This window comes from Streptomyces broussonetiae, from assembly GCF_009796285.1.
GTDB lineage: Bacteria > Actinomycetota > Actinomycetes > Streptomycetales > Streptomycetaceae > Streptomyces > Streptomyces broussonetiae.
On record NZ_CP047020.1, the window covers coordinates 9,088,379 to 9,112,856 of the forward strand.

Below are 24,478 nucleotides of genomic sequence, written 5' to 3' on the forward strand. Positions count from 1 at the left end.
TGCCCGGCGGCGTGGGTCGTGGCGTGGTCAGGCGTCCATGTTCAGGACGACGCGGAAGCGTGCCTGGCCCGAGAGCATCCGCTCGTAGGCGTCCATGGCCTGGGCGAAGGGCATGGTCTCGGTGGTGGGGCGGATGCCGTGGGCGAGGCTGAAGGTGAGGTTGTCCTCGTTCTGGATCGACGATCCGGTCAGGCTGCCGACGATGCGGCGGGTGCCGAAGATCAGGTCGGCCGTGGCGACCGTCAGCGGGTCGGGGGCGGCGCCGACGACCACCAGCGTGCCGGCCGGGGCCAGTCCGTGGACCAGGGGGTTCATGGACGTACCGCTTGATGCGGTGGCGACGATGACCGATGCGCCGCCCAGGTCGGCCAGCGCCGTGCCGGGGTCGGTGAGGGTGCTGTCGATGTACTCGTGGGCGCCCAGCTGCCTGGCGAGTGTCTCCTTCTCCTGGCCGCGGGCGATGGCGGCGACCCGGTGTCCGAGGCTGCGTGCGTACTGCAGGGCCAGGTGGCCGAGCCCGCCGATTCCCTGTACGGCGACCAGGGCGCCGGCGCGGGTGGGGGCCTGCTGGAGCGCGGTGAGGGTGGTCAGTCCGGCGCACAGCAGCGGGGCCGCCTCGACGGCGGGCATGCCGTCGGGGATGCGTACCAGTCCGCTCGCGCGGGCGTAGGTCACCTCCGCGTATCCGCCGTCGATGGTGGTGCCGGTCTGTTCCTGGTCGAGGCAGTTGACGAAGTCGCCGCGGCGGCACGGTTCGCACTGCCAGCAGTGCCCGTTCAGGAAGCCGACGCCGACGCGGTCGCCGGGGCGCCAGGCGGTGACGCCCGCGCCCACGGCGTCGATCACGCCGACGATCTCGTGGCCGGGGACGACGGGGCGTGAGGGGTCGGGGCGCAGTCCCTCCACGGCCAGTACGTCGGAGTGGCAGACACCGCATGCCTCCACCCTGAGCCGGACGTGTCCGGGCTCCGGGTCGACCAGTTCGCGCTCGACGAGCCGGAGCTGGTGGACACCGGTGGCCTCGAAGGCTCGGTACGCGGACATGACGCTTCTCCTCGGTGCTGCCTCTGCCGACATGTGTGAGGGCCGAGGGCTGGGGCGGAGACCGGCATTCAATATGACCGGTCGCTTCAATATGACCGGTCGCTTTAAACTTAGTCAAGCGGGTCCGAGGGCCGGGCCGTGGGCCACGATGTCGTAGTGGGTGGGAGCACTTCCCCGGGAACCTCGGGTTGACCTGCGGCAAGGCGACCGGACATATTGATCCCGAGGTGGTGGTGAGGATGGCACGCGCGTCCAAGCGCGAGGAGATCGCGCAGGCAGCCCTGGAGCAGTTCCGCACGCGGGGCTTCAACGCCACTGGGATCAGCGACATCACCTCGGCGGCCGGGGCTCCCAAGGGCTCGTTCTACAACCACTTCGCCAGCAAGGAGGAGAGCGCCCTCGAGGCGCTGCGCCGCTATGCCGCCGGGTTGCGGTTCGACCTGCTCGACACGCCCGGACGTCCAGCGCTGGAGCGGCTCCGGGCGCACTTCGAGTTCCTGGGTGCGGACACGGTTGCCGGCGGCTTCGCCCGCGGCTGCCTGGTGGGCAATCTCGGCGCCGAGGTGGCGGACCACTCCGAGGAGATCCGCTCCGCCGTCAGGGGCGGCTTCCAGCGGTGGGCCGCGCAGATCCGGCGCGTGCTCACCGAAGCCCAGGAAGCAGGTGAGCTGGACGCCGCTCTCGACGTCGAGGAGGCCGCGCTGTTCATCCTCAGCGCCTGGGAGGGCACGCTGATCGCGGTCCGGGCCGACAAGTCCTCCGCTCCCCTGGACGCCTTCTTCCGCATGGTCTTCGGCGTCCTCCTGCGCTGATCGCGGCCGGCTGCTGACGACTCGCAGGCGCCGCTCCCCAACACACACCAAGGCTTCGCCGAGTCCGGCGCCTCGGTGCGCGACTCGTTGTCGCAGGGGCCTATGGGTGCTGTGGGGGGGGGAGAGCTTGCTCGGTCCAGACCGTTCCACGCCGGTTCCGACCGGGCTGACAACGTCCCCGGGATCACCGCCCGGGTGCGTGATGCCGGTGGACCGGTGAACGGTAAGAGGGGCGCCGGGCCTCGGCGTGGGCGTCGTCGGCCATGCCGGGCTGGAGGGTGTCGGTGGCCTGGTGCCAGGGGGTGGTGGGGGCGGTTGCGGCGGCCGGTGGGGTCCTCCTCCGGCCACCTGGCTTCGAGTCGGTCCTTCAGCTTGGGCAGGGTGAGGTCGGGGGCGATCTTTCCGCCGGGGTGGAAGATCTGTTCGCCGTTCTTGCAGAGGTCGCCGGGGCGACCGACGGTATGGGTGGAGATGGAGGGGGGCTGTCCATCGACCCGTGGGTGGTGGTCATTCACCGGCTACGCCGAGCACTCTTGAGACATGGGATCGCTTCATTCGGCGCTCGTCGTGCTCATCGGAATCTGCGTCCTGGTCTTTTACGCGGCCTGGATCGTCGGCGCCATCTACTTCGGCGTGAAGAGTCACGCCGGTGTGCGCGGCTGGTGGCGCGGACAACGGCGCACGTTGCCTCGCAGGGTTTTCCTGATCGCGGGTGCCTACGTGTTCTCCGTTCTGCTCAACCACTCGGGAGGCTTCTGGCGGCATCTGCGCTACTGGCAACCCGAGTTGGCCCTACTGGGCGCTGCGATCGCCGTCGCCTCCACCGCCCTGCTGCTCTGGGCCCGCTGGGTGCTGGGCACGATGTGGGCCAGCGTCCCGACGGTCCGGGAACACCACGAACTGCGCACGGACGGCCCCTACGGGCTGGTGCGTCACCCCATCTACACAGGACTGCTCGGGCTCGTCATCGGCGCCATGCTGGCCTGTGGCTTCGGCGTGTGGGTCGCTGTCCTCATAGTCGTCGTCCCCTGGCTGCTGCTGCGGGTCCGGGCAGAGGACCGTCTGATGGCCGCCCGGTTCGGCGCGGCCTACGAGGCCTACCGCGAGCGGGTGCCGGCGCTGGTCCCCTGGATACGGCCCGCCCGGGAGGGCGTGAGCCGCGGCGACCGCGCGAAGCAGTAGAGCCACAGGCCCGGCATCGCGGCGACCAGAGGCTGTCCGGGGCGCGCCTCCCGCCCACACGCACGGCGCCCGCTCATCCGTCACCACGCTCAAGCACGAGCACTCCGCAACCCGCAGGGAATCGCCGGTGCGGCGGCGTCAGGTCATCGATGAGCCAAGAGTGCTCTAAATCAAGGACAGCTGTTTCGGATTCCGGACGGAATCGGTGTGTACCGGCCAGCTGTGGGTGAACCGAGCGTGGGCGGCGGGCGTGGTGGCGGCCACGGTGCGTGATGCCGGGCGGTGGGCCGGGGGTGGGGAGTGCAGGGACGGGAGAGGCTGAGACGCGCCGCCGGCACCGGACATCCGGCCGGAATCCTTCCTTGTTGCGGCGGGAGCACATCGTCATACTCGTCGGCGTTTGGCATGGGCACGCCCGTAAGGTCGGAGCGTTCCCGTGCCTCGCGTTCCTCCGGCCCCGTCCCGTCGAGCGGGCGGGGCAACCCCCACTGGAGGCTCCACATGACGCAACGCCGAACGACTCCCACCACCCGCGCGCTCACCGCAGCGAGCGTCGTGGTCCTCACAGCCGGCGCGGCCCTGCTCCCCGGTGCCGGTTCGGCCGCGGCCGCCCCCGCATCCGCGCAGGCGATCCCGTCCGCGGCCCGTGCCGCGTCCGCCGCGGCCCTGGCCGCGCGGCTGGGCGACCGCGCCGCCGGTTCCTACTACGACGCCGTGGCCCACCAGCTCGTCGTCAACATCACGGACCCGTCCGCGGCGAGCCAGGTCCGCAGCACCGGCGCCGTCCCCAGAACCGTGCGCTACTCCACCGGTCAACTGCACGGTGTGTTGGCGGCGTTGACGCAGCGAGCCCGGATCGCGGGCACCGCATGGTCGATCGACCCGCGCCAGGACAAGGTGGTCGTGACCGTCGACCCGACAGTCACCGGAGCGAAGCGCACCCGGCTGAACACGGTGATCAACTCGCTCGGTGACAGGGTCGTCGTGCGCCGGGCCGCCTCCGAGTTCAAGCCGTTCATCGCGGGCGGCGACGCCATCTGGGGCAGCACCGTGCGCTGCTCCCTGGGGTTCAACGTGACGGTGAACGGAGCCCCGTACTTCCTGACCGCCGGGCACTGCGGCAACGCCTCCTCGACGTGGTCCGACTCGCAGGGCGGCGGGGAGGTCGGCCAGACGGTCGACTCGCAGTTCCCCGGAACCGACTACGCCCTGGTTCAGTACGACGACTCGAGCAGCGACCACGCCAGCGTCGTCGACCTCTACGACGGCGGCAGCCAGCAGATCACCCACGCCGCCGACGCCTACGTGGGGGAATCGGTCCAGCGCAGCGGCAGCACCTCGGGGGTCCACGGCGGAACGGTCAACGGTCTCGACGCGACCGTGAACTACGAGGAGGGGACGGTCTCCGGGCTCATCGACACCGATGTCTGCGCCGAGCCCGGCGACAGCGGCGGCGCACTCTTCGACGCCGACGCGGCCATCGGTCTGACCTCGGGCGGCAGTGGTGACTGCACGTCCGGCGGGGAGACCTTCTTCCAGCCGGTGCCGGCGGCACTGAGCGCCGAGGGTGCCACGCTTCCGTAACCGTTGGTTGTCCGTGATTCTGCAACCGTCGCGGAAAAAGCCTCAACCGTCCCCCGTCCAGGGCCGGTTGAGGCTCCTCATTTCTTCATGTCGAAAGCGCCGTGACCGGCTCTCAGCGTTCGCGCCTCCCGCGGAAGGCCCGGCGGATGAGGTGGATCAGCAGCCAGATGGCCAGGACGACGAAGAGGATCACGAGGATCACGAGGACGAGGAGGAAGATACCGAGCTTCTTGAGGAAGCTCTTCTTCTTGGTCTTCGTCCTGCGGAGATGGACCGCCGACGCGTGATGTGTGGAAGTGGTGTGCCTTAGGCGGATGGTGGATACGGCGCCCGGAAACGCCGTGACGGCGCGTACGGTGCCGGTGGTGGCCGTGGCTCGCTGAGTGGCGGCCGGTATTGCGACGGCCGGTGTCGCCGCCAGACCGAGGCCGAGCAGCAGCGTCAGAAGTACGGCTGCGGCACGGCCCTTACGGCCCTGCCGGTGTGTGATGGTCATTCATGCCCTCCCCGTGTCATGTGCCGATGCGGTTGCTGTCTTGCGCAACGTCGCAACTATTATCGCGACGGACGGTGATTCTTCCTATCGGCGGATCTGGACGGGGTTCTCATGCGCTACCTGGTACGCGACCGCATGCTGGCTTTCCACGAGGAGGCGTGGGTCGAGACGGAACACCGGGAGAAGCTGTTCAAGGTCAACCGCAAACTGCTGCGGCTGCGCACCACGTTCGACTTCGTCGACACCCAGGGCAACCAGGTGGCGAGCATCGTCAGGAAGGCGCTCACCTTCCACCACACGATCCTCATCAAGCAGAACGGCGAGACCGTCGGCCGCATCAGCAAGCGGACGTTCCGGATCTTCGCGGACCGCTTCAAGGTGACCCTGAGCGGCGGGCGCCGGCTGCGCATCGCGGGCAACATCTGGGATCGCGAGTTCGACATGGCGGACGACAGCGGCACCCTGGCACACATCTCGCGTCGCTGGTTCACCGTCCGTGACGCCTACGCGGTCGACGTGATGAGCGAACCGGACTGGTTGCTGCTGATCATCCTCGCGGTGTGCGTGGACCACATCATCGAGGACCGGGAGGGAGAACAGCTCACCAACCTCTGACGGTCGCGCCCGTCTCGCGGGCGCAGACGGTTTCCATGCCTGGGGCACCATCGTGGCGCCGGCTGTGGACCGGAGTGGCCGACCGGCCGCGGTCCGGGCGCGGCCACAGGGTCGCATCCGGGCGATGCGCGAGCAACAGCTTGACGCCGCAGGCCCTGTCAGCGGACGACATCGAAGACCTGCTTCTGCAGTCCGTTGGCGTAGACGTCGTGCTCGACCAGCTTCAGCTTCTGGGCATCCTTGTCCGTGGTGCTGAACAGACGCTTGCCTGCGCCGAGCAGCAGCGGGAACACCAGCAGGTGGTAGCGGTCGATCAGGCCGGCGTCCGCGAGGCCGTGGTTCAGCGCGGCGCTGCCGTGGACGATGATCGGTCCGCCATCTGTCTCCTTGAGGGCGGCGACCTGGTCGAGCGAGCGCAGGATCGTGGTCTCGCCCCAGTTCGAGACCAGGTCGTCCGCGGTGAGAGTGGTGGAGACGACGTACTTGGGCATCGACTTGTAGTCGGCGAATTCCACCATGTCCGGCCACACCGGGCTGAACGCCTGGTAGCTGACCCGGCCCATCAGAACCGCGGAGGCTTCCTCCTGCTCCCGCCCCTTGATCTCGAAGGCTTCGGGAACGAACTCGACGTCCTTGAAGGTCCAGCCGGAGTTCCGGTATCCGGGCTCGCCACCAGGAGCCTCCACAACGCCGTCGAGCGAGATGAAGGCAGTGCTGATCAGGGTACGCATTCTGGTTCCTTTGATGTCTTGTGTCCTCAGGCGGCAGTGCCCGTGAGGCCGCTCCGCGGTCCGCTCGACCAGGGCGGTGAGCGTGGCCCCAGCATCGTACCGACAAAAAAAATTGTCAAGAAAAATGAAGTCGTCGGGCGCGGTACGGCGCCGAGCACGGGCGCAGTGCGGCGCCGGGCGCCGAGTCGTCTCGGGCGTGGTGATGTCGTCGCCTCCCTGTGTGGCCTTCGAAACGGGTCGCGAACCACCGCGTTCGGCGTCTGATCCGGGAGTGAACGGGTGTGACAGGGTGGTCCTGCAAGCGATGATCAAGATCAAGGAGTGTCCATGGCTGCGGAGTTGAACGAGCTGGTGCGCGCGCGGCTGGAGCAGCCGAACTTCTGGTACGTGGCCACGGTGACGCCGGACGGGGCGCCGCATGTCACGCCGATGTGGGTGGGGCTGGAAGACGGGCTGATCGTCTTCAACACCTCGGTCGGCCGGATCAAGGAGGAGAACCTCCGCAACGACGCCCGCGTCCATCTCTCGCACGCCGACGCCGAGAACCCCTACGACCGTGTGCAGATCTCCGGCCGTGCGGTGCGTCTGGTGCAGGGCGAGGAGGCCGAGCGTGGCATGGACCGGCTGGCCCACAAGTACCTGGGCCTGGACGGGTACCCCTGGCTGATCGAAGGCGAGCAGCGGGTGCATGTCCTGGTCGAGCCGGAGCGCGTGCGCCACATCGTCGGCGTCGAACCGTTCCGGCCGGGAGTCATCCCTTCTTGAGCTTCCCCCTCCTGAGTTTTCCTCTCCTGGCCTGGCAGTGATCCGGAACTGTCATGAAGGCGGGGGCGGCGACTGCGGTGTGGCCGTGAGCCCGGCGCCTGGGAGTGCGTCGCCCTCGCCCGGCTTCGGTTCGTATTCCCACATGTGGATTCGGTAAGGAAATATAGCCCGACGCTCACCTTCCTTCTTGAATGAGGCATCGGCCGCCCCCGTATTCACAGGTGCGACAGAAGGAGAAGTCAGCGGCGAACAACGCCGGTTGACGGCCTATCGGGAAGGGATACCAGCATGTCCTTCGCCAAGATCACGCTGGCCAAGAAGGCCAAGAAGAAGGATTGTGGCGCCGCCGCCAAGGCCAAGCACCACAAGAAGCACCACCACCGCAAGCACAAGAAGGCCGCCGCCAAGTAGCGAGGCATTGCGGAACGCGTCCACACAGGCAGAGACCGTGCCGGGATCCGTCGCGCGACACAGCCGCGCGACGGATCCCGGCACGCCGTCGGATCGGGCAGTGCCCAGGAAGCGCCGGCCATGTACACCGCAGCTCCCCTCACCATGTCCGCGGCCGGATCCGGGGCGGAAGCCACTGCCGGTGCCTCGTCCCGGATGCGCCACGCGCGTATCTCGCCGTTGGCGGCATTCCGTACGTTCTGGCCACTGGTCAGCGTCAATCGCGTGACCGTGCTGGTGTCCGCCGTGCTGTTGGTGATCTCCGCCGGATGCGACGCGGGTGCGATCGGCATCGTCGGCGTCCTCACCGACGATGTGCTCACCCCCGGCGACCTGGCTGCCTTCTGGGGGCCGGCCAGCCTCTGGCTGGGGCTCGCCGCCACCGGCGCGGTCGCGTCCGCGGCGGGAGGATATCTGGCGGGCTGGACCAGCGAGCACTTCCTGCTCGGCCTGCGCGACCGGGTCTTCCAGCACCTGCAGCGCGTGCCTCCGGACGCCCTGGACCGCTTCGGCACCGGCGATCTGGTCTCCCGGCTGACCGGCGACATCGAGACCGTCGAGTCACTGGTGGCCTCCGCACCCGTCGAACTGATCACCTCCGCTGTGGGGGCCGTCGTGTTCGCCGTGGCCGCCTTCTGGACCAGCTGGCAACTGGCCCTGATCACCCTGGCTGCCGCCCCGCTGATCTGGTTCGGCGCCCGGTGGTTCGGCACCCTGATGCGCTCCGCCACCCGCGCCGAACGGGACAGCAACGGCCGGCTGGCTTCCCTGCTGGAGGAGAGCCTTGCCAACATGCCCCTGGTGCAGGCCTACGGCCGGCAGCAGGCCGAGCACAGCAAGGTGCACCGCGAGGGACGCAGTTGGATGCGTGCGGGACTGCGGCAGATCCGGCTGTCGTCGGTGTACGGACCGATGGGCGAACTGGTCGAGACCCTCAGTGTGCTGGCGGTGATCGGCGCCGGTGCCTGGCAGATCTCCGAACACCACCTCAGCGTCGGCGGTCTGCTCTCCTTCGCCGCCTTCCTCGGCTATCTCCATCCCAAGCTCCAGGAACTCGGCGAACTCGTCGTCAGCGCCTCGTCCGCGACCGCAGCCTGCGAACGCCTCATCGAGGTGCTGCGCACCGGCACGGTCCACGAGACGGCCCCGCGGCCGGACGTCCCACCACTCACCGAGCCGGTGCGCGGCGCCGTCACCTTCGAGGACGTCGGCTTCTCCTACCCCGGCAGCGGTCAGCCCGTCCTCGACCGGGTACACCTGGACATCGCCCCCGGTCTGCTCGTCGCGGTCACCGGGCCCAGCGGCACCGGCAAGTCCACCCTCGGCAAACTGCTGTTGCGGTTCCACGAGCCGTCCCGGGGCCGCATCCTGCTCGACGGCCGGGACATCGCCGAACTCCCGGTGGACGAGGTGCGCCGGCACGTCACTCTGCTCCCGCAGGACAGCATGCTCTTCGACGGCACCATTCGCGAGAACATCGTCTACGGTCGTCCCGACGCCGCCGACGCGGACGTGCTCGCCGCCGCCGCCGCGGCCGATGCGCACGGCTTCGTCAGCGCGCTGCCCGACGGCTACGACAGCCCCGTCGGCAAACGGGGCAACAACCTCTCCGGTGGGCAACGCCGCAGGATAGCCCTCGCCCGGGCCATGCTCCGTACGGCACCGGTGCTGATCCTCGACGAGCCCACGGCCGGACTCGACGACGACTCCACGGCCCGCATCATGGCACCGCTGCGCCGCCTCACCGCCGGGCGCACGACCTTCCTCATCACTCATGACCTGCGTCTGACCGCCCAGGCCGACCTCGTCCTTCACCTCACCGACGGGACCGCTTCCACCACGGTCCCGGGCCGGACGGTGGCCATGGGCGGGACACCTGGGCACGAGGCGGCTTGAGGCAGATACCGGACGGCCGTCGTGGGTGTGCCGTGCCCGGCTGCGAACGTACCTCGGAAGTACCTCGGAAGTACCTCCGACGTACCTCCGACGTACCTCGGACGGACCTCGCAACCGGGCGCACCGGTCGGGCCCGTCGTCACTCCTCGGCCGAGCGCCTGCAGGCTTCAAGAGCGATGGCCGCGGGGAAGTGATCCCGACGCAGTTCGAAGTAGCAGGCCCGAATGCTCTCCGGGGTGCCCTCGGCTGCGGTTCCTTCCGGATGACGACACGATCCGGTGGCTCTGCACAGTTGATCTGTCACGGATCGTATCCATGGTGTGCCGGGTGATACGGCCGGGTGTGCGGCGCAAGACGTGGCGCCAGCTAAAAGTCGCCCGGCAATGTCGAGAACCCGTGGCCGGCTCCGTCCCCGAGGTGAACGCGACGACAATGGGTCGCACCAGCACCAAGGAGAAGCACGATGGCCAAGTACCTGCTGCTCAAGCACTACCGTGGCGCTCCGGCTGCGGTCAACGACGTGCCGATGGCTCAGTGGACGCCGGAGGAGATCTCGGCCCACATCCAGTACATGAACGACTTCGCCGCCCGGCTGGAGAAGACCGGCGAGTTCGTCGACGGGCAGGCGCTCGCTCCCGAGGGCACCTTCGTCCGCTACGACGGAGAGGGGCGCCCGCCGGTCACCGACGGCCCGTTCGCCGAGACCAAGGACCTCATCGCCGGCTGGATGGTGATCGACGTCCACAGCTACGAGCGCGCCGTCGAGCTGGCCGGGGAACTGTCGGCCGCTCCCGGGGCCGGCGGGAAACCGATCCACGAGTGGCTCGAGCTGCGCCCGTTCCTGGCCGCCGAGCCCGGCATCACGGAGTGCACTTTCAAGTGACGCAGATGAACGAGGCCCTGATCAGGAGCCTCACGCCGGGCGTGCTCGGCGTCCTCGTCCGCCGCGGAGCCGACTTCGCGGCGGCCGAGGACGCCGTGCAGGACGCGCTCGTCGAGGCGGTTCGCGTCTGGCCGGCCGACCCGCCACGGGATCCCAAGGGCTGGCTGGTCACCGTCGCCTGGCGACGGTTCCTCGACGCGACCCGGGCGGACGCCGCCCGCCGCCGGCGGGAGGACCGCATCGACGAGGAACCGGCGCCCGGGCCCGCGCCCGCGGTGGACGACACGCTCCGGCTCTACTTCCTGTGCGCCCACCCGTCGCTCACGCCGGCGTCCGCGGTCGCGCTCACGCTGCGCGCCGTCGGCGGGCTGACCACCCGCCAGATCGCCCAGGCCTACCTGGTGCCCGAGGCGACCATGGCGCAGCGCATCAGCCGGGCCAAGCGCACCGTCTCCGGCGTGCGGTTCGACCGGCCGGGCGATGTCGCCACCGTGCTGCGCGTCCTCTACCTGGTGTTCAACGAGGGGTACTCCGGCGACGTGGACCTCGCCGCCGAGGCCATCCGGCTCACCCGGCAGCTCGCGGCCGTGGTCGACCACCCCGAGGTGGCGGGGCTGCTCGCTTTGATGCTGCTCCACCATGCCCGGCGCGCCGCCCGGACCGCGCCCGACGGCAGTCTGGTACCGCTCGCCGAGCAGGACCGCGGTCGGTGGGACACCGAACTGATCGCCGAGGGCGTCGAGATACTGCAGGCGGCCCTCGTCCGTGACCGGCTGGGCGGGTTCCAGGCCCAGGCCGCCATCGCGGCACTCCACGCCGACGCGCCCACTGCCGAGGAGACCGACTGGGTGCAGATCGTCGAGTGGTACGACGAGCTTGTGCGCCTGACCGACAGCCCGGTCGCCCGCCTCAACCGCGCAGTGGCCGTCGGCGAGGCCGACGGACCGCGGGCCGGTCTGGCGGCTCTCGCGGCGCTGGACGCCTCGCTGCCCCGCTACACCGCGGTGGCGGCGTACCTCCATGAATGCGACGGCGACCTGACGACGGCGGCACGGCTGTACGCCGAGGCGGCCCGCAAGGCGCCCAACCTCGCCGAACGCGACCACCTGACGCGCCAGGCCGCCCGGCTCAACTCCCGGCGGCCCCACTGAACGACTCTTCCCTGACGCGGTGAGCGTGGGGGAGGCGACGACGCGGTCGGGTGTGCGCGGGACGTCGGTCTACCGGTGTTGGCGGCATCCGGGCGAGGTTGATGATCGACGCGCTGCTGAGTTTCGGCCGTCGGGCTCGGCCGCCGCGTGGCAGCTCATGGAGGACGCCATGCCGGCCGGGTAAGGTGTGTGCGACGCTCACATGAGCGCGATGCGGAATGGGCGCGCGGCGTCAATACGGGTGAGGGTGATCAGTGCCGAAGTCGGGTAGCTCCTACCATCACGGCGATCTGCGTGCGGCATGCCTGCGTGCCGCGATCGAGCTGCTGGAGGAAGGCGGCGGCTCCGGGCTGTCGCTGCGGGCGGTGGCGCGCCGCGCCGGTGTTTCCCCCACGGCTCCGTACCGCCATTACGCCGACCGCGACGCCCTCGTCTCCGCGGTCGCCGCGGAAGGTTACCGTGAACTCGCCGCCGCGCTGGCCGCCGTACACCCCTCGCCGTCGACGCCCGACGACCTTGCCGCCGTCGCTGTCGCCTACGTCGGATTCGCCCTGGATCACCCGGCCATGTTCCGGGCGATGTTCGTCGAACCATGCGATCCGGACAGTGACGAACGAGTCGCTGCCGCGGCCGTTGTGTCCGGATATGTCGACGCTCTGGTGCGGAGTGCCTTTCCCGGCGCCGAGCCCACCGCACTGTCGACCGCGGTGTGGGCTCTGGTGCACGGCCTGGCCTTCCTGCATCTCGACGGCAAGCTCGACTCCTCCGTGCCGGAGGCGGTCGCCGAGCGGGTGCGTGCGGCGGTCCTCTCCCTCTTGTCGGTTTCCGCGACCGCGGGCTAGCCGGGCGCCTGTCGCTCCTTCGGTGGGCTGCGGAGGTGCGTGGACTCGTGCGGCAGAAGGCGGCCGGGCTCAGGATCCCGTACGTGACGTGCACGGGCGCGCGGGCCGTGTGCACGGCAGGCGGGAGCGAACGCGCGTGCTCCTGCGGGGAATTGGGGGCGCCTCAGATGTGCCCATGTCGTACGTGGTGCCGTCGGCGATCGCCTGGAGCTTGTCCGGGTTGGCCACGTTGTGGATGGCCGTGATAAGGCCGTCGGCGGCGAAGTCGAAGGTGACGGTGGCGATCACGCGTCCCGGAGCGCTGAACACCATGGCCGGCGCGCCGTTGACCTCCAGGAGTTCGGCCTTCATGTCGGCGGGCTCGACACCCTGGTAGGCGATGGTGCCGATGGTCGCGAACCAGGCGGCCACGGTGGTCGCGCCCACGACCGGACGCAGGGCCTGGCGGACCTTGCCGCCGCCGTCGGTCCACAGCGTGACGTCCGGGGACAGCAGTTCCAGCAGGGCGTTGACGTCCCCGCCGGTCACGGCGGCGAGGAACCGCTCGGTGGCCTCGCGCTGCCGCGACCGGTCCGCGGCGAAGCGCGGCCGTCGGGCCCGCACGTGCTCGCGAGTCCGGTGCGCGGCCTGCCGTACCGCCGATTCCGAACGCTCCACCGCCTCGGCGATCTCGGCGTGGCTGAAGTCGAAGACCTCCTTGAGCACGAACACCGCACGCTCCAGCGGGCTGAGCGTCTCGAGCACCACCAGCATGGCCATCGACACCGACTCGGTGTCCGTGACGACTCGGAGGCGTCCCCACCGGTCAGGATGGGCTCCGGCAGCCACGGCCCGGCATATGTCTCCCTCTTGCGCCGGGTGGAGCGCAGCCGCTCCAGCGCCAGGTTCGAGACGATGCGCGTCACACAGGCCCTGGGGTCCGCCACCTGCGAGCGCTCTGCGGCGGACCTCTGGGTTAACGCGGCGAAGGCCGTGTCCACTTTCCATCGTGTCTCGGTCAGGGGCTGGCACCATCTGCCGAGCCGTGTTTGCTGTCGTTCGGTGGTGTCTCGGTTGTCCAGCGTCAATGCCTCGACCCGGAGTGCATCCCTGGGAGTGACGGTCGCGTGACCTCGGGAGCCGTTTTCGCCGCGGTGTTCACGGCGCTGTTCGCCTCTCATGTCTGGGCGGACCATTGCTGGCAGACGGACAAGCAGGCTGCCGAGAAGGGACGCCCGGAGCCGGGTGCCGGTGCGATGAAGGCCAGGGAGTCCTGGCGGGCGCTGATTGCTCACGTGGTGGTCTATCACCTGGTCATGGCCGTGATGCTTGCGGTGACCACGGCTCTGCTCGACCTCCCGATCAGTTGGGCCGGGGCCGCTGCGGGGATCGCGTTCTCGGCTGTCACCCACGGATGCTGGGACCGTCGGTGGCTGGTGAAGGCGTGGATGGTCCTGACAGGCAGCCGCGAGTTCGCCAAGAACCCGCAGGGCCGATATTCGGTCGACCAAGCCCAGCACGTCTTCTGCCTGTGGGTCTCTGCGCTGCTGATCCCTCTCGTGTGATCAGGCTCTTCGGCCTCGGGACTGGTACAGCGGTTGACGCCGAGAACGATCATGGTCAGGACGTGAGGGTGCTGACTCGGTTCTCGTACTCGCGGTGGGCCTTGCGCTGGGCCGGGACCGCCGGGGCGCCCTGGCCGCCGTCGAACGGCTGGCAGCGGGCGAGGAGCCCGCGGTGTACGGCGGGGAAGGCGGTGACGCGCAGGGTGTACCCCAACACCACAGCGTGGGACTCGCTCCAGAAGCCTGCGACCAAGGATCGCTTACCATGCTTGGCGATACATCGTGACACGTTATATCCTCCCGCGTAGGTCGACGGAGAGGGGCACCATGGCGTCCGAGACCGATCCGGCCGTACTCGTGTTGGCGAGCCTGGCCGGCGAACCCAGGCACGGTTACGCGATCACCCAGGACATCGCGAACTCGGTCGGTGTTGTCCTCGGCCCCGGCACTCTGTACGGGGTGCTGGCCCGTTTGGAAGCTGATGGGCTGATCGAGGCGCTGCCCGCGCAAGGGCGTCGCCGCCCCTACCGGATCACCGCTCTCGGCCAGCGCACGCTGGCCGAGCAGGCGGAGCAGATGCAGCGGGTGGCCGATCTGGGGCTACGCCGGCTCCGGGCCGCAGGGGCAACACTGTGAAAATCCCGAACGCCGCGGAGGACAGGCCCGACTGGCGGGTGCGCGTGCTGGTCGGGTTGTATCCGCCCGTGTGGCGCCACCGCTACGCCACGGAGTTCGCGGCCCTGCTGGAAGACAGTGGCGTCGGGGTTCGGCAGGTGGTCGACGTCGCGGCCGCGGCGGTGCGCGTCTGGGCCCGTCCCAGCACGCATCTGCACGACCGGACCGGACGGATGTGCACCACCGTCGCGGTGACCCTGTGCGCGTGGACGGCGCTGGCGGCCGGCGCCGTCGTGTTCGCCAAGACCACTCGGGACGGGGCCTGGTACGTCACCGGGCACACCGACCCGGCCGCAGGGTGGTACAACGTCTACGCGCTGGCCTCGGCCACGTCGGCGCTGGCCATCGCGGTCGGCTGGCTGCCCCCGGTGGCCGCCGTCCTCCGCGCCCCGCAAGGCCATCCCGGACGCCGCCGCGCCCGCCTGCTGTTGCTCGCCCCACCGGTCGCCGTATCGGCCTTCCTGGGCGCTGCGGCGGTTCTCCGGCTGATCACCCACGGGGTGGGTGTCGGCCCCACCGGGTTTCTGGTCCTGGTCGGGCTCGGCCTGTTCGCCGGTGCCGCTTTCGCCGCCGGACCGGCCGCCGCGCTGCGGCACGTCACGCCGAGCGGTGCGGGACTACGCGTCGCCACCGTGGCCGGCGCGGTCGCCACGACACTCATGGCGGTGGCCGTTGCCGCCAGCGTCGGCTGGGGCCTGGTCACCTTCGCCGACCGGCCCGGGTTTACGGCACTGACCGGCTACGGCACGGTCATGGCGGTCACGCTGGTGGTCGCGGCGACCTCCTCCGCACGCGGCCTGCGGGCCGCCATCGCACGTACCCGGGGCAGCGTCGATGCGCACTGACCGTCGGTGGCCACGCCGAACCCTGAAGACCCTGCTCGTCCTGGCGACCGTGCTGGTGGTGACGCTCGGCGGCTACATCGGCTATGTGGCGGTCCGGCAGGGGCAGCAGGTCACCCTGCCCGCCCCGACCGGCCGATATCCAGTCGGCCGGACCACCGCCGACTGGACCGACCACGCCCGCACCGATCCACTCGCCCCGCACCCGGGCATGCCGCGGGAGCTGTCCGCGTGGCTGTGGTACCCGGCCGCACCCGCCCCCGGCACGCCACCCGCGCCCTACGCCCCGGGCGCCTGGTCGGGACTGCACATGGGCGGCCTGCCCGGGCTGGGCGAGACCAGTTTCGACGACATCCGGGTGCACGCCGTCGCCGACGCCCCCGTCGCCGCCGGCCGGTTCCCCGTGGTGGTGCTCGAACCCGGGTTGGGTCTGGCCGCGCCGCAGTACACCGCGCTCGCGGAGAACCTGGCCAGTCACGGATACCTGGTCGCCGGGATCACCCCCACCTACAGCGCGAACCTGACCGTGCTGAACGGACGGCCGGTAAGCGCGACACCCGCCGGCAACCCGCAGGACTCCGACACGGCCGCCATGCGCCCGGCCAACGACCGGCTGGTCAGCGTATGGGCGGCCGACGACCGCTTCGCCGCAACCCGGGCCGCCGCGCTGGACGCCACCGGCCGGTTCGCCGGGCACGTCGACGCGGCCACCACCATGTACCTTGGCCACTCCTTCGGCGGAGCCGCCGCGCTGCAAGCCTGCCACGACGACCCGCACTGCGCCGGAGCAGCCGACCTGGACGGAACCCAGTTCGGCACGGTCGTCCACTCCGGACTCGGCAAACCGATGATGCTGCTGGCCAGCCAGAGCTCCTGCATCACCGGAACCTGCCGGCCGAGCAATGCCGACGAGCAATCCGAACGCGACGCCGCCCGCGCCTTGCTGGCAGCCAGCACCGGGCCCGTCTGGAGTTACCGGCTCAACGGGGCCGAGCACTTCAACTTCAGCGACTACGGCGCCTACTACCTGGCCGCGCCGATCCGGTCTGTGGTCGGGCTCGGGTCGATCGACAGCGACGACGCGCTGACCATCACCAACGCCTACCTGGCCGCGTTCGTCGACCATGTGGCCCGCGGCCTGCCGGAACCGCTGCTGGCCGGCCGGTCATCGCCGTACCCCCAGGTCGAGGTACAGCGCACCGCGTCGTGAGCACGTGCACAGGAGTTTGGATATCCGTGCAGCCGACTCGGCCCTGTTCTCCCGAAGCTACGGTGAAGTGCCAAGTAGCTCTCCGTAATCAGAGTGACGCTCGGTCAGGGAGAGCGAAAGCGGGGGCCGGGGACTTCGCCGGTCTGGAGGGCAGCGAATTCGGCGTGGACCTCTGGCATTTCCAGGTTCTCAAGCCTTGTCAGAACCGGCGGATGGGCAGGATGTCAGCGGGGCGGTCCTCCCGCTGTTCCGGGACGGGAGCCAGGGGCGTCCTGCTGGCCGTGCTCAGCTCGCGGCGGAGCCGCTGGAGCTCGTCGTCCTTGGCGGCCAGGACGGACAGGAGGAGTCGGTGACGCTCTTTGAGCTGGTTGAACTCGGTGTGGATGCGGGCGAGTTTGCTGGTGAGCCGCTGGTTGAGTTCACGCAGCCGGGCGATGCGGGTCTCACGTGGATCGGGCTGCTGGCCTACTGCCCAAGCGGCCGCCCGCCGCTTCTCGAACTCGTCCTTGAGATAGCCCCAGGTGCGGTAGAGGGACGCCCGGGAGATGCCGGCCTCACGGGCGAGCGTCTTGACGTCGCAGGCCCCGCCGGGCGGGATCTGCCCGGTCAGCAGCCGGTCGATGGCGGCACGGATCCGCCGCTCGACCTGATCACGCTGTTCGGCGCTGAGTGCCATGTCATCCGGCCTTTCCCGCTGCTTCGTCGTCTCTTCAAAGACGCGCACCGAGCGTTCGTGCTCGGCTCGCAGACGCTTCTTCTCCCCGGCCGGGACGCGGGGGTTGGCCAGCAGGACGGCGCCGTTGTCGGCCGAGGTCTGCCAGACAGGACGGTGAACGAGGTGGTGGGTTGCCTGCGGGCAGCGGGAGCTGTCACACAGCCCGGTCAGAGGAGCTGCCGCGGACCTGGTGCCGCTGAGTTTGAGACACAGCGCCTTCTGGCCGTCCGGGCGGCGCCCAGGCCGTCTTCCACCATGAGTGGAAGACGGAGGTATCCCTCGCTGGTGGCCACCTGGAGGTGCTTGAAGTGGACCTTGGTGGCCAGCAGGCCACCGGGGCGGGCGGCCATCTCGACAGACAGCGTCCGCCGCAGGCGGCGTGGGTGCACCGGTTCGTCGGGGATCGGGTCCAGGCCCATGCGGCGCCCGGCGGCCGAGGCGACCCACTGCCGCAGCCAGGTCATGGCCCCGTTGGACTCGAAGCCGTTGAACGGGCCGAACAACGGCTTCCCGGGCCGGGCGTCGGTGAGCTGCTCGGCCAGGGCGATGACGCGCACGACTTCCTCGATGACCACCCACGCGTCCATCTCGCCGCCCCAGAGCCGACCTTTGACGACCTTGCTGACCAGCCGGTGCCGGGCCAGACCGGTGCCGTCGGCGTCGTCCGTGCGACGGCAGCCGACCGTCAGCTCCATCAGCTCGCTGGACCGCATCCCGGTCAGCGCGGACGTGGCGACCGTGCAGGCGTGCCTGGCGACCCGGATCAGAGAGTCGACGCCCGTGTTCGACAAAGGCAATGACCACGGGATCAGCTCGCCGGTGTCAGCCCGCGGGGCATCGGGTGCGTTGCGACACCACACGTATTCGGTGCCGACCGCGGCGACCGCCTCTTCCAGCAGCGTACGGGCCTGAACCAGGAGAGCCTTGCTGATGTCGCGGTGCCCGGTCGGCCGCAGCAGCTGCTGGAAGTTGACGTCCAGCAGCGGATCTTTGGGATCCCATCCGGACCGGAGGCGTTTTGTCACCTGCCCGCCCTCCAGCCGCGGGAGCGGCTGGTCCGTCCGCAAGTGCGCGTCGACGAGGGAGGCCAGCCGTTCGGCGTCCCGCAGATTCCGGGACCAGTCGACGTTCCGCCGGGCCTCGCGCTCGGCCTGCAACGTCGTGCGCAGGGGCACGATGTGTGGTCCGAGGACATCGACCAGGTGCAAGTACGCCGTCAGCAGCGGCCGCAGCACATCGTCGTCCAAGGGTTTGGTCTTGATCACCACTTGAGGCCGGGCCGGCGCCCCGCTGACGACGCGGGGCGATCGCTTGCCCCAGGGCCGAAACCCGGGCCGGTGCCGGTCGGCGGACAGCAGCTCGGCCTCTGGCGAGTGGTTCGGGTCGATGGTCGCCCGCGGCGACCACTGCCGCTGGCCGCGCTGCGCGATGAACGTCGTCCGCAGCCGCCGGCGGTCGATGCGCAACAGCTGGCCGTCGTCCCCGCGCAGATCGTGGGCTTTGACCCACGCGCGCATCATGTACTCCTCGAAGGCCGCGCGGGCCAGCTTGCCCTGCCGCGTCACGAGCCACACATGCTCGGCCAGCTCGGCCGGGGCATGCCTGCGCAGCTGGGCACCGTGCCGCAACCACTGCTCCAGCAGCCGCGACGCCCGCAGCGACAACACCAGACTCTCCTCCGCTGTGCGGCCCTTGGTGTAGGACAGCAGCGTCGCCTGCCTTCCGGCCCAGCGGACCCCGGGCATGGCCAGGCCGTAGCGGAACAGAACGGCGAAGTCCGACTCCAGATACTGCACCTTCACGTGCGGCTTCGGCCGCCGCAGCCGGGCCCGGTTGTGCCGGGTCTCCACCAGCCGGCCCTGCTCCATCCGCTTGCCGGTGGTCACCGTGAAAGGCACCGCCGCGGCCAGGCCCTCGCTCTCGGCCCAGTCGTAGAACCGGCTCAGCGCGGTGACCTGCAACTCCCCCGACGCAGGCTCCAGCCGCTCGTCCAACGGCCCTGACAGGCGACGGTCCGCGTACGTACCGAGTGCGGCCACCAGCTCCTGCCTCGTACCGAACACTGCGACACGGTGCCGCCGCAGATGCATCAGCCAGTCCCGGGCCGCCAGCGCGTACGCCCGCCACGAATTCGGCGACGGCGCCCCGCTCGACGGCAGCGTACGAAGCCAGGCGTTCACCGCCCGTGTCGCCCGCGGGCCGCTCTCGTCCTCGAACAGGAAGTCGTCGTCGAACAGCACCGGCATCCGCTCGGGGATCAACGGCTCGCCATCGAGCCCCCAGGACTGCCAGCCCTCGGCAGGCCGGGACGGTAGCTCCGCGACATGACCCTCATCAACTGCTAACCCCATGCCCGATCAACGGGAGTTGAGGAATGTGAGACACGCCAAGAAAGCAGCGACAAACTTGATCCAGGCGTCCTGGACCGCGTCCTCGGCATTGGCCGCGCTACCGAGGAGACGGTAGGCCACGGAGAACAGGAGCGGCCGGTGCGCATGGAAGATCCGCTGGTCGGCGTGGACGGCCGGGTCGGTCACTTTGCCCTCCGGACCCGGGTGAAGCGGCCCCGCGGGGCCAGATCGTGCCCGAGGCCGGCATCTTCTTCATACGGCCGTACGTCGGCCAGGGGGAGGCGGTCACCGTCTCCTTGTACCGGACCGCGATGCCGCCGGTCAGGCAGATCCGGCGCGGGCTGTCGTCGGGCCGCGTGAACTGCACCATGGCGTCACCGGGTCCCAGGCTCACCGGCGTGCGGTAGTAACCGAAGCGGAACGGCGGCTGCCAGCGGCGACACCCGCGTACCGCTCGTCCACAGGACCGCGTCGGCGACGATGCCTTCCAGTCCGGATGTGTCACCGACTCTGAGTTCCTGTCACACGCGGATGGTGGTCCAGCCAGGTGCCGACCACGCGGTACGCGTGCGCTCGGACTGTGGGCCGGGAGAGGAAGATGTCATGGCGGGCGCCGGGTATCGGGACGACCGTGGTCTCGTCGCCCAGGCAGCCGGCCCAGCGGGCGATGTGCGTGACGTCGAGGATCAGGTCGGCGCGGTCGCTCAACTCCGAGTATCGGCTGGAGAAATGGCTCCGGTCGGAACGCAGGATCAGCGAGGGCACGCCGATGTCCAGCCCCTGGTGCAGGGCGGCATGGGCGCGACGGACGGCGTTGAGCCAGCCGACGGTGACCGGGAAGCCCGCGAGCGGCTTGAGGTCGAGGTCGAACTCCCACTCGCCGCCACGGCTCTGGTGCAGCGTGTCGCCGTAGACGCCGGTGGGGACGGCGAGCGGGCGCATCGGGGCCGCCTTGGCGGCCACACGCAGCACCTGGGTGAGCAGGCCCCGTCGCGTCCTGCTGCCCTGAAGATCGAACCAGGGGCTGTTGAGCACCAGACCGGCAACCGGCTCGGTCCGGCCGGCCGCGCGGCGCCGGTCGAGCCACAGCGGCAGGATCAGGCCGCCGGTGGAGTGGGCGACCAGGAGAACGGGCAGGCCAGGGTGCTCCTGTACGACCGCTTCCAGCGCGAGGTCGAGTTCCCGGTCGTACAGGGCGAGGTCGCTGACGTAGTGCGCGGTCTGTCCGGGGCGGCGGGCGCGGCCGCACTTGCGCAGGTCGAGGGCGTAGAAGGCGAGCCCGCGCGCGGCGAAGAAGTCGGCCAGATCGGTCTGGAAGAAGTAGTCGGAGAAACCGTGGACATACAGGACGGCTCCCCGCACGGGGACCGGGCCGCCGTCCTCGCTGCCCTCACCGTCCGGATCCCGGCGGACCAGTACCGCGGCGGCGGCGCCCTCGCCGTCGGGATCCGTGCCGAGTTCGAAGGTGTGCCGGCGGTAGCCCTCCAGCAGGTCGGGCTTCCAGTCCAGTGCGGGCATCCGGATCTCCGTGGGTCATGGGGTGGCCAGGCGCGATGCCGCTCACCGCGCCGGTGACGAGCGCGGTGGCGGCGGGGGCGAAGGTGCAGGCGGCTCTATGCCACGCCGGTCACACCGCGGTCGGTGCCGTGGTGGTGGAGTGCGCGGACCGGGCCGCGGGGCTGGGGGTCAGTCGCAGCTCCGGATCGTCCACCGGAAGCTTGCGCAGCAGCTTGACGTCCCCGGTGTACTGCAAGGAGGTCAGCCACGGTGCGCGGTTGCCCTGCCGGGGCAGCCGGTCCATGGCGCGGCGGATGTACCCGGCCTGGAAGTCGAGGAACGGGCGCAGCGGCATGTCCGCTTCGGCGACCACCGGGCAGGCGATGTCGAACCCGCCCTCGTCCATACGTGTCAGCAAGCGGCAGAAGTGCTCGCACAGCAGGCCGACCTTCAGTGTCCAGGAGGCGTTGGTGTAGCCGATCGTGTAGGCGAAGTTCGGCACCCCGGAGAGCATCATCCCCTTGTAGGCGACCGTGTCGCCGAGTTCCACGGGCCGGCCGTCGACGTTCAGCGTGATCCCACCCATGGCCTGGACGTTGAGGCCGGTGGCGGTGACCACGATGTCCGCGGCCAGCTCGCGGCCCGAGGCCAGACGCAGGCCGGTCTCGGTGAAAGTCTCGATGCTGTCGGTCACCATCGAGGCGGCGCCGCGCCGGATCGCACGGAAGAAGTCGCCGTCGGGCGCGGCGCACAGCCGCTGGTCCCACGGGTCGTAGGGCGGGTTGAAGTGTTCGTCGACGGGATATCCCGCGGGCAGCGCCTTGATGTTGACACGCCGGATGATCCGCCGTGCCGTCTTGGGGAACCGCCGGCACAGGCCCCAGACAGCGGCCTGCCGCAGGATGTTCTTGTGCCGGGCCAGTGCGTGGCCGCGTTCCTCGCCGAAGACCGCCTTGAGACCGTCGGCGATCCTGTCCCCGGCGGGCACCGGCAGGATGTAGCTCGGTGTGCGCTGGAGCATGACGACGTGCCCGGCGGTCTCGGCGAGCGCCGGTACGAGGGTGACCGCGGTGGCGCCGCTGCCGATGACGACGACGCGCTTGCCCGAGTGGTCGAGGTCCTCCGGCCAGTGCTGTGGGTGGACGATCCGACCGCGGAACCGCTCGCGCCCGGCGAAGTGCGGAGCGAAGCCCTCGTCGTAGCGGTAGTAGCCGGCGGCGCAGAACAGCCAGGAGCAGGTGAGGGTGGACCGCTCCCCGGTGTCGGACCGTTCGACCACGACGGTCCACCGGGCCTGCTCCGAGGACCAGTCGGCGCTGAGCACCCTGGTGTGGAACCGGATGTGCCGGTCGATGCCGTACTCCGTCGCGGTCTCGCGGAGGTACGCCAGGATCTTGCCGCCGTCGGCGATCGCGTCCTCGTCGCGCCAGGGCTTGAAGGCATAGCCGAAGGTGTGCAGGTCGGAGTCGGAGCGGATGCCGGGGTAACGGAACAGGTCCCAGGTGCCGCCCAGGGTCCCGCGTGACTCGAGGATCGCGTAGCTGCGTCCCGGATGGTCGCGCTGGAGGTAGTGGGCGGCACCGATCCCGGAGATCCCGGCGCCCACGATCAGCACGTCGAGCGCGGTGGGGGCGACGGAGGCGTTCGAAGACATGGGGTCAGCTCCCGGGCGTAGCAGGACATGGGCCGGACCGTGGTCATTCTCCGGCCCTCAAGGGCACGCCTGCCAGATGCAGAGTGCACCGGATTTGGCGCTGCGTGGAGCACAATGTCCTGCATACGGGTACGCTGCCGAGGTGTCCTGGGAGCCGCCGTCGCCGCGTGTGTGCGAACTGATCCGGCAGGGAGCGCGCAGAGCGCTCGACCCTCCGCAGGACTGGCTGCGCGAGCTGGACGAGGCGACCCTCTCGGGTCCGCAGCGCGTCCACATCAGCGAAGACCCGGTACTCGCCGCCGCAACCCGCCGCGCCAACCGGTCGAATCTGCTCTTCTGGGCCTCCGCCAACATCGACCGTCCCGGTGCTCGGGTCCCGCCGAACGTCGGCGACGTCCCGGTGGCCGTCGCCCGCGACCTTGTGCGCCGCGGGCTCAACGAGAGCGCCCTGGACGCCTACCGGGCCGGTCAGGGCGTCGCCATCCGACGGTGGATCGGGATCTGTCTCTCCCTCACCGCCGACGTCGACGAACTGCGCGAACTCCTGGACGTCTCCTGTCGTTCGATCACGACCTTCGTCGACGACACCATCGCGGCCGTCACCGAGCTGATCGCCCGGCAACGCGACGAACTCGCCCAGGGCACCCACGCAGAACGGCGGGAAACCGTCGGTCTGCTGCTGTACGGGGCCCCGATCCCGCCGGCCCGGGCGGAGCAGCGCCTCGGCTACCGGCTGACGGGCCGTCATACCGCGGCCATCGTCTGGAGCGAGGAGGCGCACGCCGATCCCGCCGCTCTCGCCCGGGTCACCGATCTGGTCGCGGCCAGTGCCGCAGATCCCCAGCCGCTCACCGTGCTCGCCGCAGACGCGACCCGCTGGATGTGGCTGCACGGCCACCCCGACCGGGTCTCACTGCGCGACGAACTCGCCGCCGAGCCGAGCGTGCGGGTCGCGGTCGGCTCGAGCGGCGAGGACCTGGCGGGTTTCCGGCGCAGCCACATCGACGCCCTCACCGCCCAGCGGATGCTCGCCCGCCTCGCCTCACCCCAGCAACTGGCCACTCACGACGAGGTGGAACTGGTCGCCCTGGCCACCTCCGACGTGGAGGCCGCCGACGGCTTCGTCCGGCGTGTCCTCGGTGAACTCGCCCACGCCGAACCGGAGATCCGCGAGGCGGCCCGGGTCTTCATCGCCGCCCAGTGCAACGCCTCGCACGCGGCCGACCGTCTCTACATCCACCGCAACACTCTGCTACGACGCCTCGCCCAAGCCGGCCGGTTGCTGCCCCGCCCACTCGCCGAAGACGTCGTCGGCGTCGGTACCGCGCTGGAGATCCTGCGCTGGCGCGGGGCGGGCTGAAGCGGGGGAGGACGGCGAAAGGTCGGGCGACAGGGGATGTGCCCTCGCATAGCGTGACCGCGCTGATGATCTTACGGAAGTGTGCGGTGCAGCGAGATGCTGTGCACCTGGGCCCGCGACCACCGGATCATCGGGGCCGGGGTGGACATCAGCACGGTGTTCACCGCCTGCGCTTGAGC

Annotated in this window: 23 protein-coding genes and 5 pseudogenes; 16 read left to right on the forward strand and 12 right to left on the reverse strand. The window is 70.1% G+C overall.

Translation table 11 applies throughout. From position 1 onward, the window contains the following. Positions 1 to 27 precede the first annotated feature (27 nt). The gene (locus GQF42_RS41370) at positions 28 to 1,044 is read right to left on the reverse strand and encodes an alcohol dehydrogenase catalytic domain-containing protein (RefSeq protein ID WP_158928679.1); all 1,017 of its coding nucleotides are present in this window, start codon (positions 1,042 to 1,044) and stop codon (positions 28 to 30) included. Between the two features lie 239 nt (positions 1,045 to 1,283). Between GQF42_RS41370 and GQF42_RS41375 the strand changes: the two genes are divergently transcribed. Further along, positions 1,284 to 1,856 (forward strand): TetR/AcrR family transcriptional regulator, encoded by a 573-nt coding sequence (locus GQF42_RS41375; protein WP_158928681.1) that lies wholly within the window; start codon positions 1,284 to 1,286, stop codon positions 1,854 to 1,856. A 238-nt stretch (positions 1,857 to 2,094) separates the two neighbouring features. On the opposite strand, the pseudogene GQF42_RS46480 reads toward GQF42_RS41375, so the two are convergent. Beyond that, positions 2,095 to 2,320 (reverse strand): annotated as a pseudogene (locus GQF42_RS46480) (mobilization protein); the annotation flags it as partial. 76 nt (positions 2,321 to 2,396) lie between these two features. Between GQF42_RS46480 and GQF42_RS41385 the strand changes: the two are divergent. Together GQF42_RS41385 and GQF42_RS41390 are read left to right on the forward strand one after the other, a co-directional pair. Further along, a complete protein-coding gene (locus tag GQF42_RS41385; protein ID WP_158928683.1) occupies positions 2,397 to 3,038 on the forward strand; it encodes a methyltransferase family protein in 642 nt (213 codons plus the stop codon). A 501-nt stretch (positions 3,039 to 3,539) separates the two neighbouring features. Then, a complete protein-coding gene (locus GQF42_RS41390) occupies positions 3,540 to 4,622 on the forward strand; it encodes a S1 family peptidase (RefSeq protein WP_158928685.1) in 1,083 nt (360 codons plus the stop codon). Positions 4,623 to 4,734: 112 nt separating this feature from the next. Here GQF42_RS41390 and GQF42_RS41395 read toward each other — a convergent pair whose 3' ends face one another. Continuing rightward, positions 4,735 to 5,118 (reverse strand): hypothetical protein, encoded by a 384-nt coding sequence (locus GQF42_RS41395; protein WP_158928687.1) that lies wholly within the window; start codon positions 5,116 to 5,118, stop codon positions 4,735 to 4,737. Between the two features lie 111 nt (positions 5,119 to 5,229). On the opposite strand from GQF42_RS41395, the gene GQF42_RS41400 reads away from it, so the two are divergent. Next, positions 5,230 to 5,733: an LURP-one-related/scramblase family protein gene (locus GQF42_RS41400; protein ID WP_158928689.1), complete on the forward strand. Its 504-nt coding sequence runs from the start codon at positions 5,230 to 5,232 to the stop codon at positions 5,731 to 5,733. A 158-nt stretch (positions 5,734 to 5,891) separates the two neighbouring features. Here GQF42_RS41400 and GQF42_RS41405 read toward each other — a convergent pair whose 3' ends face one another. After that, complete coding sequence (locus GQF42_RS41405; protein WP_158928691.1) at positions 5,892 to 6,464, reverse strand: dihydrofolate reductase family protein; 573 nt, start codon at positions 6,462 to 6,464, stop codon at positions 5,892 to 5,894. Positions 6,465 to 6,791: 327 nt separating this feature from the next. Here GQF42_RS41405 and GQF42_RS41410 point away from each other — a divergent pair, with 327 nt between their 5' ends. The 6 genes from GQF42_RS41410 (at position 6,792) to GQF42_RS41430 (ending at position 12,451) form a co-directional block, all read left to right on the forward strand. Beyond that, a complete protein-coding gene (locus tag GQF42_RS41410; protein ID WP_158928693.1) occupies positions 6,792 to 7,229 on the forward strand; it encodes a PPOX class F420-dependent oxidoreductase in 438 nt (145 codons plus the stop codon). A 288-nt stretch (positions 7,230 to 7,517) separates the two neighbouring features. Beyond that, entirely contained in the window at positions 7,518 to 7,640 is a 123-nt protein-coding gene (locus tag GQF42_RS47060; protein WP_267906161.1) for a hypothetical protein, read from the forward strand. 120 nt (positions 7,641 to 7,760) lie between these two features. Continuing rightward, complete coding sequence (locus tag GQF42_RS41415; RefSeq protein ID WP_233273660.1) at positions 7,761 to 9,575, forward strand: ABC transporter ATP-binding protein; 1,815 nt, start codon at positions 7,761 to 7,763, stop codon at positions 9,573 to 9,575. 463 nt (positions 9,576 to 10,038) lie between these two features. After that, positions 10,039 to 10,458: a YciI family protein gene (locus GQF42_RS41420; RefSeq protein ID WP_158928695.1), complete on the forward strand. Its 420-nt coding sequence runs from the start codon at positions 10,039 to 10,041 to the stop codon at positions 10,456 to 10,458. A 5-nt stretch (positions 10,459 to 10,463) separates the two neighbouring features. Beyond that, positions 10,464 to 11,609 (forward strand): RNA polymerase sigma factor, encoded by a 1,146-nt coding sequence (locus GQF42_RS41425; RefSeq protein WP_158931212.1) that lies wholly within the window; start codon positions 10,464 to 10,466, stop codon positions 11,607 to 11,609. 254 nt (positions 11,610 to 11,863) lie between these two features. Continuing rightward, positions 11,864 to 12,451, forward strand: a complete 588-nt coding sequence (locus GQF42_RS41430) for a TetR/AcrR family transcriptional regulator (protein ID WP_158928697.1) — start codon at positions 11,864 to 11,866, stop codon at positions 12,449 to 12,451. A 69-nt stretch (positions 12,452 to 12,520) separates the two neighbouring features. Here the strand turns inward: GQF42_RS41430 and GQF42_RS41435 are convergent. Continuing rightward, positions 12,521 to 13,398, reverse strand: a pseudogene (locus tag GQF42_RS41435) (sigma factor-like helix-turn-helix DNA-binding protein); the annotation flags it as partial. 159 nt (positions 13,399 to 13,557) lie between these two features. Here GQF42_RS41435 and GQF42_RS41440 point away from each other — a divergent pair. Then, positions 13,558 to 13,995 (forward strand): DUF3307 domain-containing protein, encoded by a 438-nt coding sequence (locus tag GQF42_RS41440; RefSeq protein ID WP_158928699.1) that lies wholly within the window; start codon positions 13,558 to 13,560, stop codon positions 13,993 to 13,995. 55 nt (positions 13,996 to 14,050) lie between these two features. Here the strand turns inward: GQF42_RS41440 and GQF42_RS41445 are convergent, their stop codons facing one another. Beyond that, positions 14,051 to 14,209: a hypothetical protein gene (locus GQF42_RS41445; protein ID WP_158928701.1), complete on the reverse strand. Its 159-nt coding sequence runs from the start codon at positions 14,207 to 14,209 to the stop codon at positions 14,051 to 14,053. Between the two features lie 113 nt (positions 14,210 to 14,322). On the opposite strand from GQF42_RS41445, the gene GQF42_RS41450 reads away from it, so the two are divergent. The 3 genes from GQF42_RS41450 to GQF42_RS41460 are packed head-to-tail and all read left to right on the forward strand — an operon-like array spanning position 14,323 to position 16,722. Next, complete coding sequence (locus tag GQF42_RS41450; RefSeq protein ID WP_158928703.1) at positions 14,323 to 14,631, forward strand: PadR family transcriptional regulator; 309 nt, start codon at positions 14,323 to 14,325, stop codon at positions 14,629 to 14,631. Then, the gene (locus GQF42_RS41455; protein ID WP_158928705.1) at positions 14,628 to 15,515 is read left to right on the forward strand and encodes a hypothetical protein; all 888 of its coding nucleotides are present in this window, start codon (positions 14,628 to 14,630) and stop codon (positions 15,513 to 15,515) included. Before GQF42_RS41450 ends, GQF42_RS41455 begins: the two co-directional genes overlap by 4 nt. Next, positions 15,505 to 16,722 (forward strand): alpha/beta hydrolase, encoded by a 1,218-nt coding sequence (locus GQF42_RS41460; protein ID WP_158928707.1) that lies wholly within the window; start codon positions 15,505 to 15,507, stop codon positions 16,720 to 16,722. The genes GQF42_RS41455 and GQF42_RS41460 overlap by 11 nt, the downstream gene beginning before the upstream one ends. A gap of 199 nt (positions 16,723 to 16,921) precedes the next feature. Here the strand turns inward: GQF42_RS41460 and GQF42_RS41465 are convergent, their stop codons facing one another. The 6 genes and pseudogenes from GQF42_RS41465 to GQF42_RS41495 form a co-directional block, all read right to left on the reverse strand. Further along, complete coding sequence (locus GQF42_RS41465; protein WP_158928709.1) at positions 16,922 to 17,398, reverse strand: hypothetical protein; 477 nt, start codon at positions 17,396 to 17,398, stop codon at positions 16,922 to 16,924. A 206-nt stretch (positions 17,399 to 17,604) separates the two neighbouring features. Then, on the reverse strand, positions 17,605 to 19,788 hold the full coding sequence (locus tag GQF42_RS46485) for a hypothetical protein (RefSeq protein ID WP_233273661.1): 2,184 nt from the start codon (positions 19,786 to 19,788) through the stop codon (positions 17,605 to 17,607). Positions 19,789 to 19,830: 42 nt separating this feature from the next. Further along, positions 19,831 to 19,941, reverse strand: a pseudogene (locus tag GQF42_RS41480) (sigma factor); the annotation flags it as partial. A gap of 29 nt (positions 19,942 to 19,970) precedes the next feature. Next, positions 19,971 to 20,218: pseudogene (locus tag GQF42_RS47865) on the reverse strand (FAD-dependent oxidoreductase); the annotation flags it as partial. A 71-nt stretch (positions 20,219 to 20,289) separates the two neighbouring features. Beyond that, positions 20,290 to 21,306 carry an alpha/beta hydrolase gene (locus GQF42_RS41490; protein ID WP_158928711.1) on the reverse strand — a complete coding sequence of 339 codons (1,017 nt, stop codon included), beginning with the start codon at positions 21,304 to 21,306 and terminating at the stop codon, positions 20,290 to 20,292. A gap of 109 nt (positions 21,307 to 21,415) precedes the next feature. Then, positions 21,416 to 22,939, reverse strand: coding sequence for a flavin-containing monooxygenase (locus tag GQF42_RS41495; protein ID WP_158928713.1), 1,524 nt, complete (start codon positions 22,937 to 22,939; stop codon positions 21,416 to 21,418). A 142-nt stretch (positions 22,940 to 23,081) separates the two neighbouring features. On the opposite strand from GQF42_RS41495, the gene GQF42_RS41500 reads away from it, so the two are divergent. Then, a complete protein-coding gene (locus GQF42_RS41500) occupies positions 23,082 to 24,299 on the forward strand; it encodes a PucR family transcriptional regulator (RefSeq protein WP_199272978.1) in 1,218 nt (405 codons plus the stop codon). 93 nt (positions 24,300 to 24,392) lie between these two features. Further along, positions 24,393 to 24,473 (forward strand): annotated as a pseudogene (locus GQF42_RS46490) (SAM-dependent methyltransferase); the annotation flags it as partial. Positions 24,474 to 24,478 lie beyond the last annotated feature (5 nt).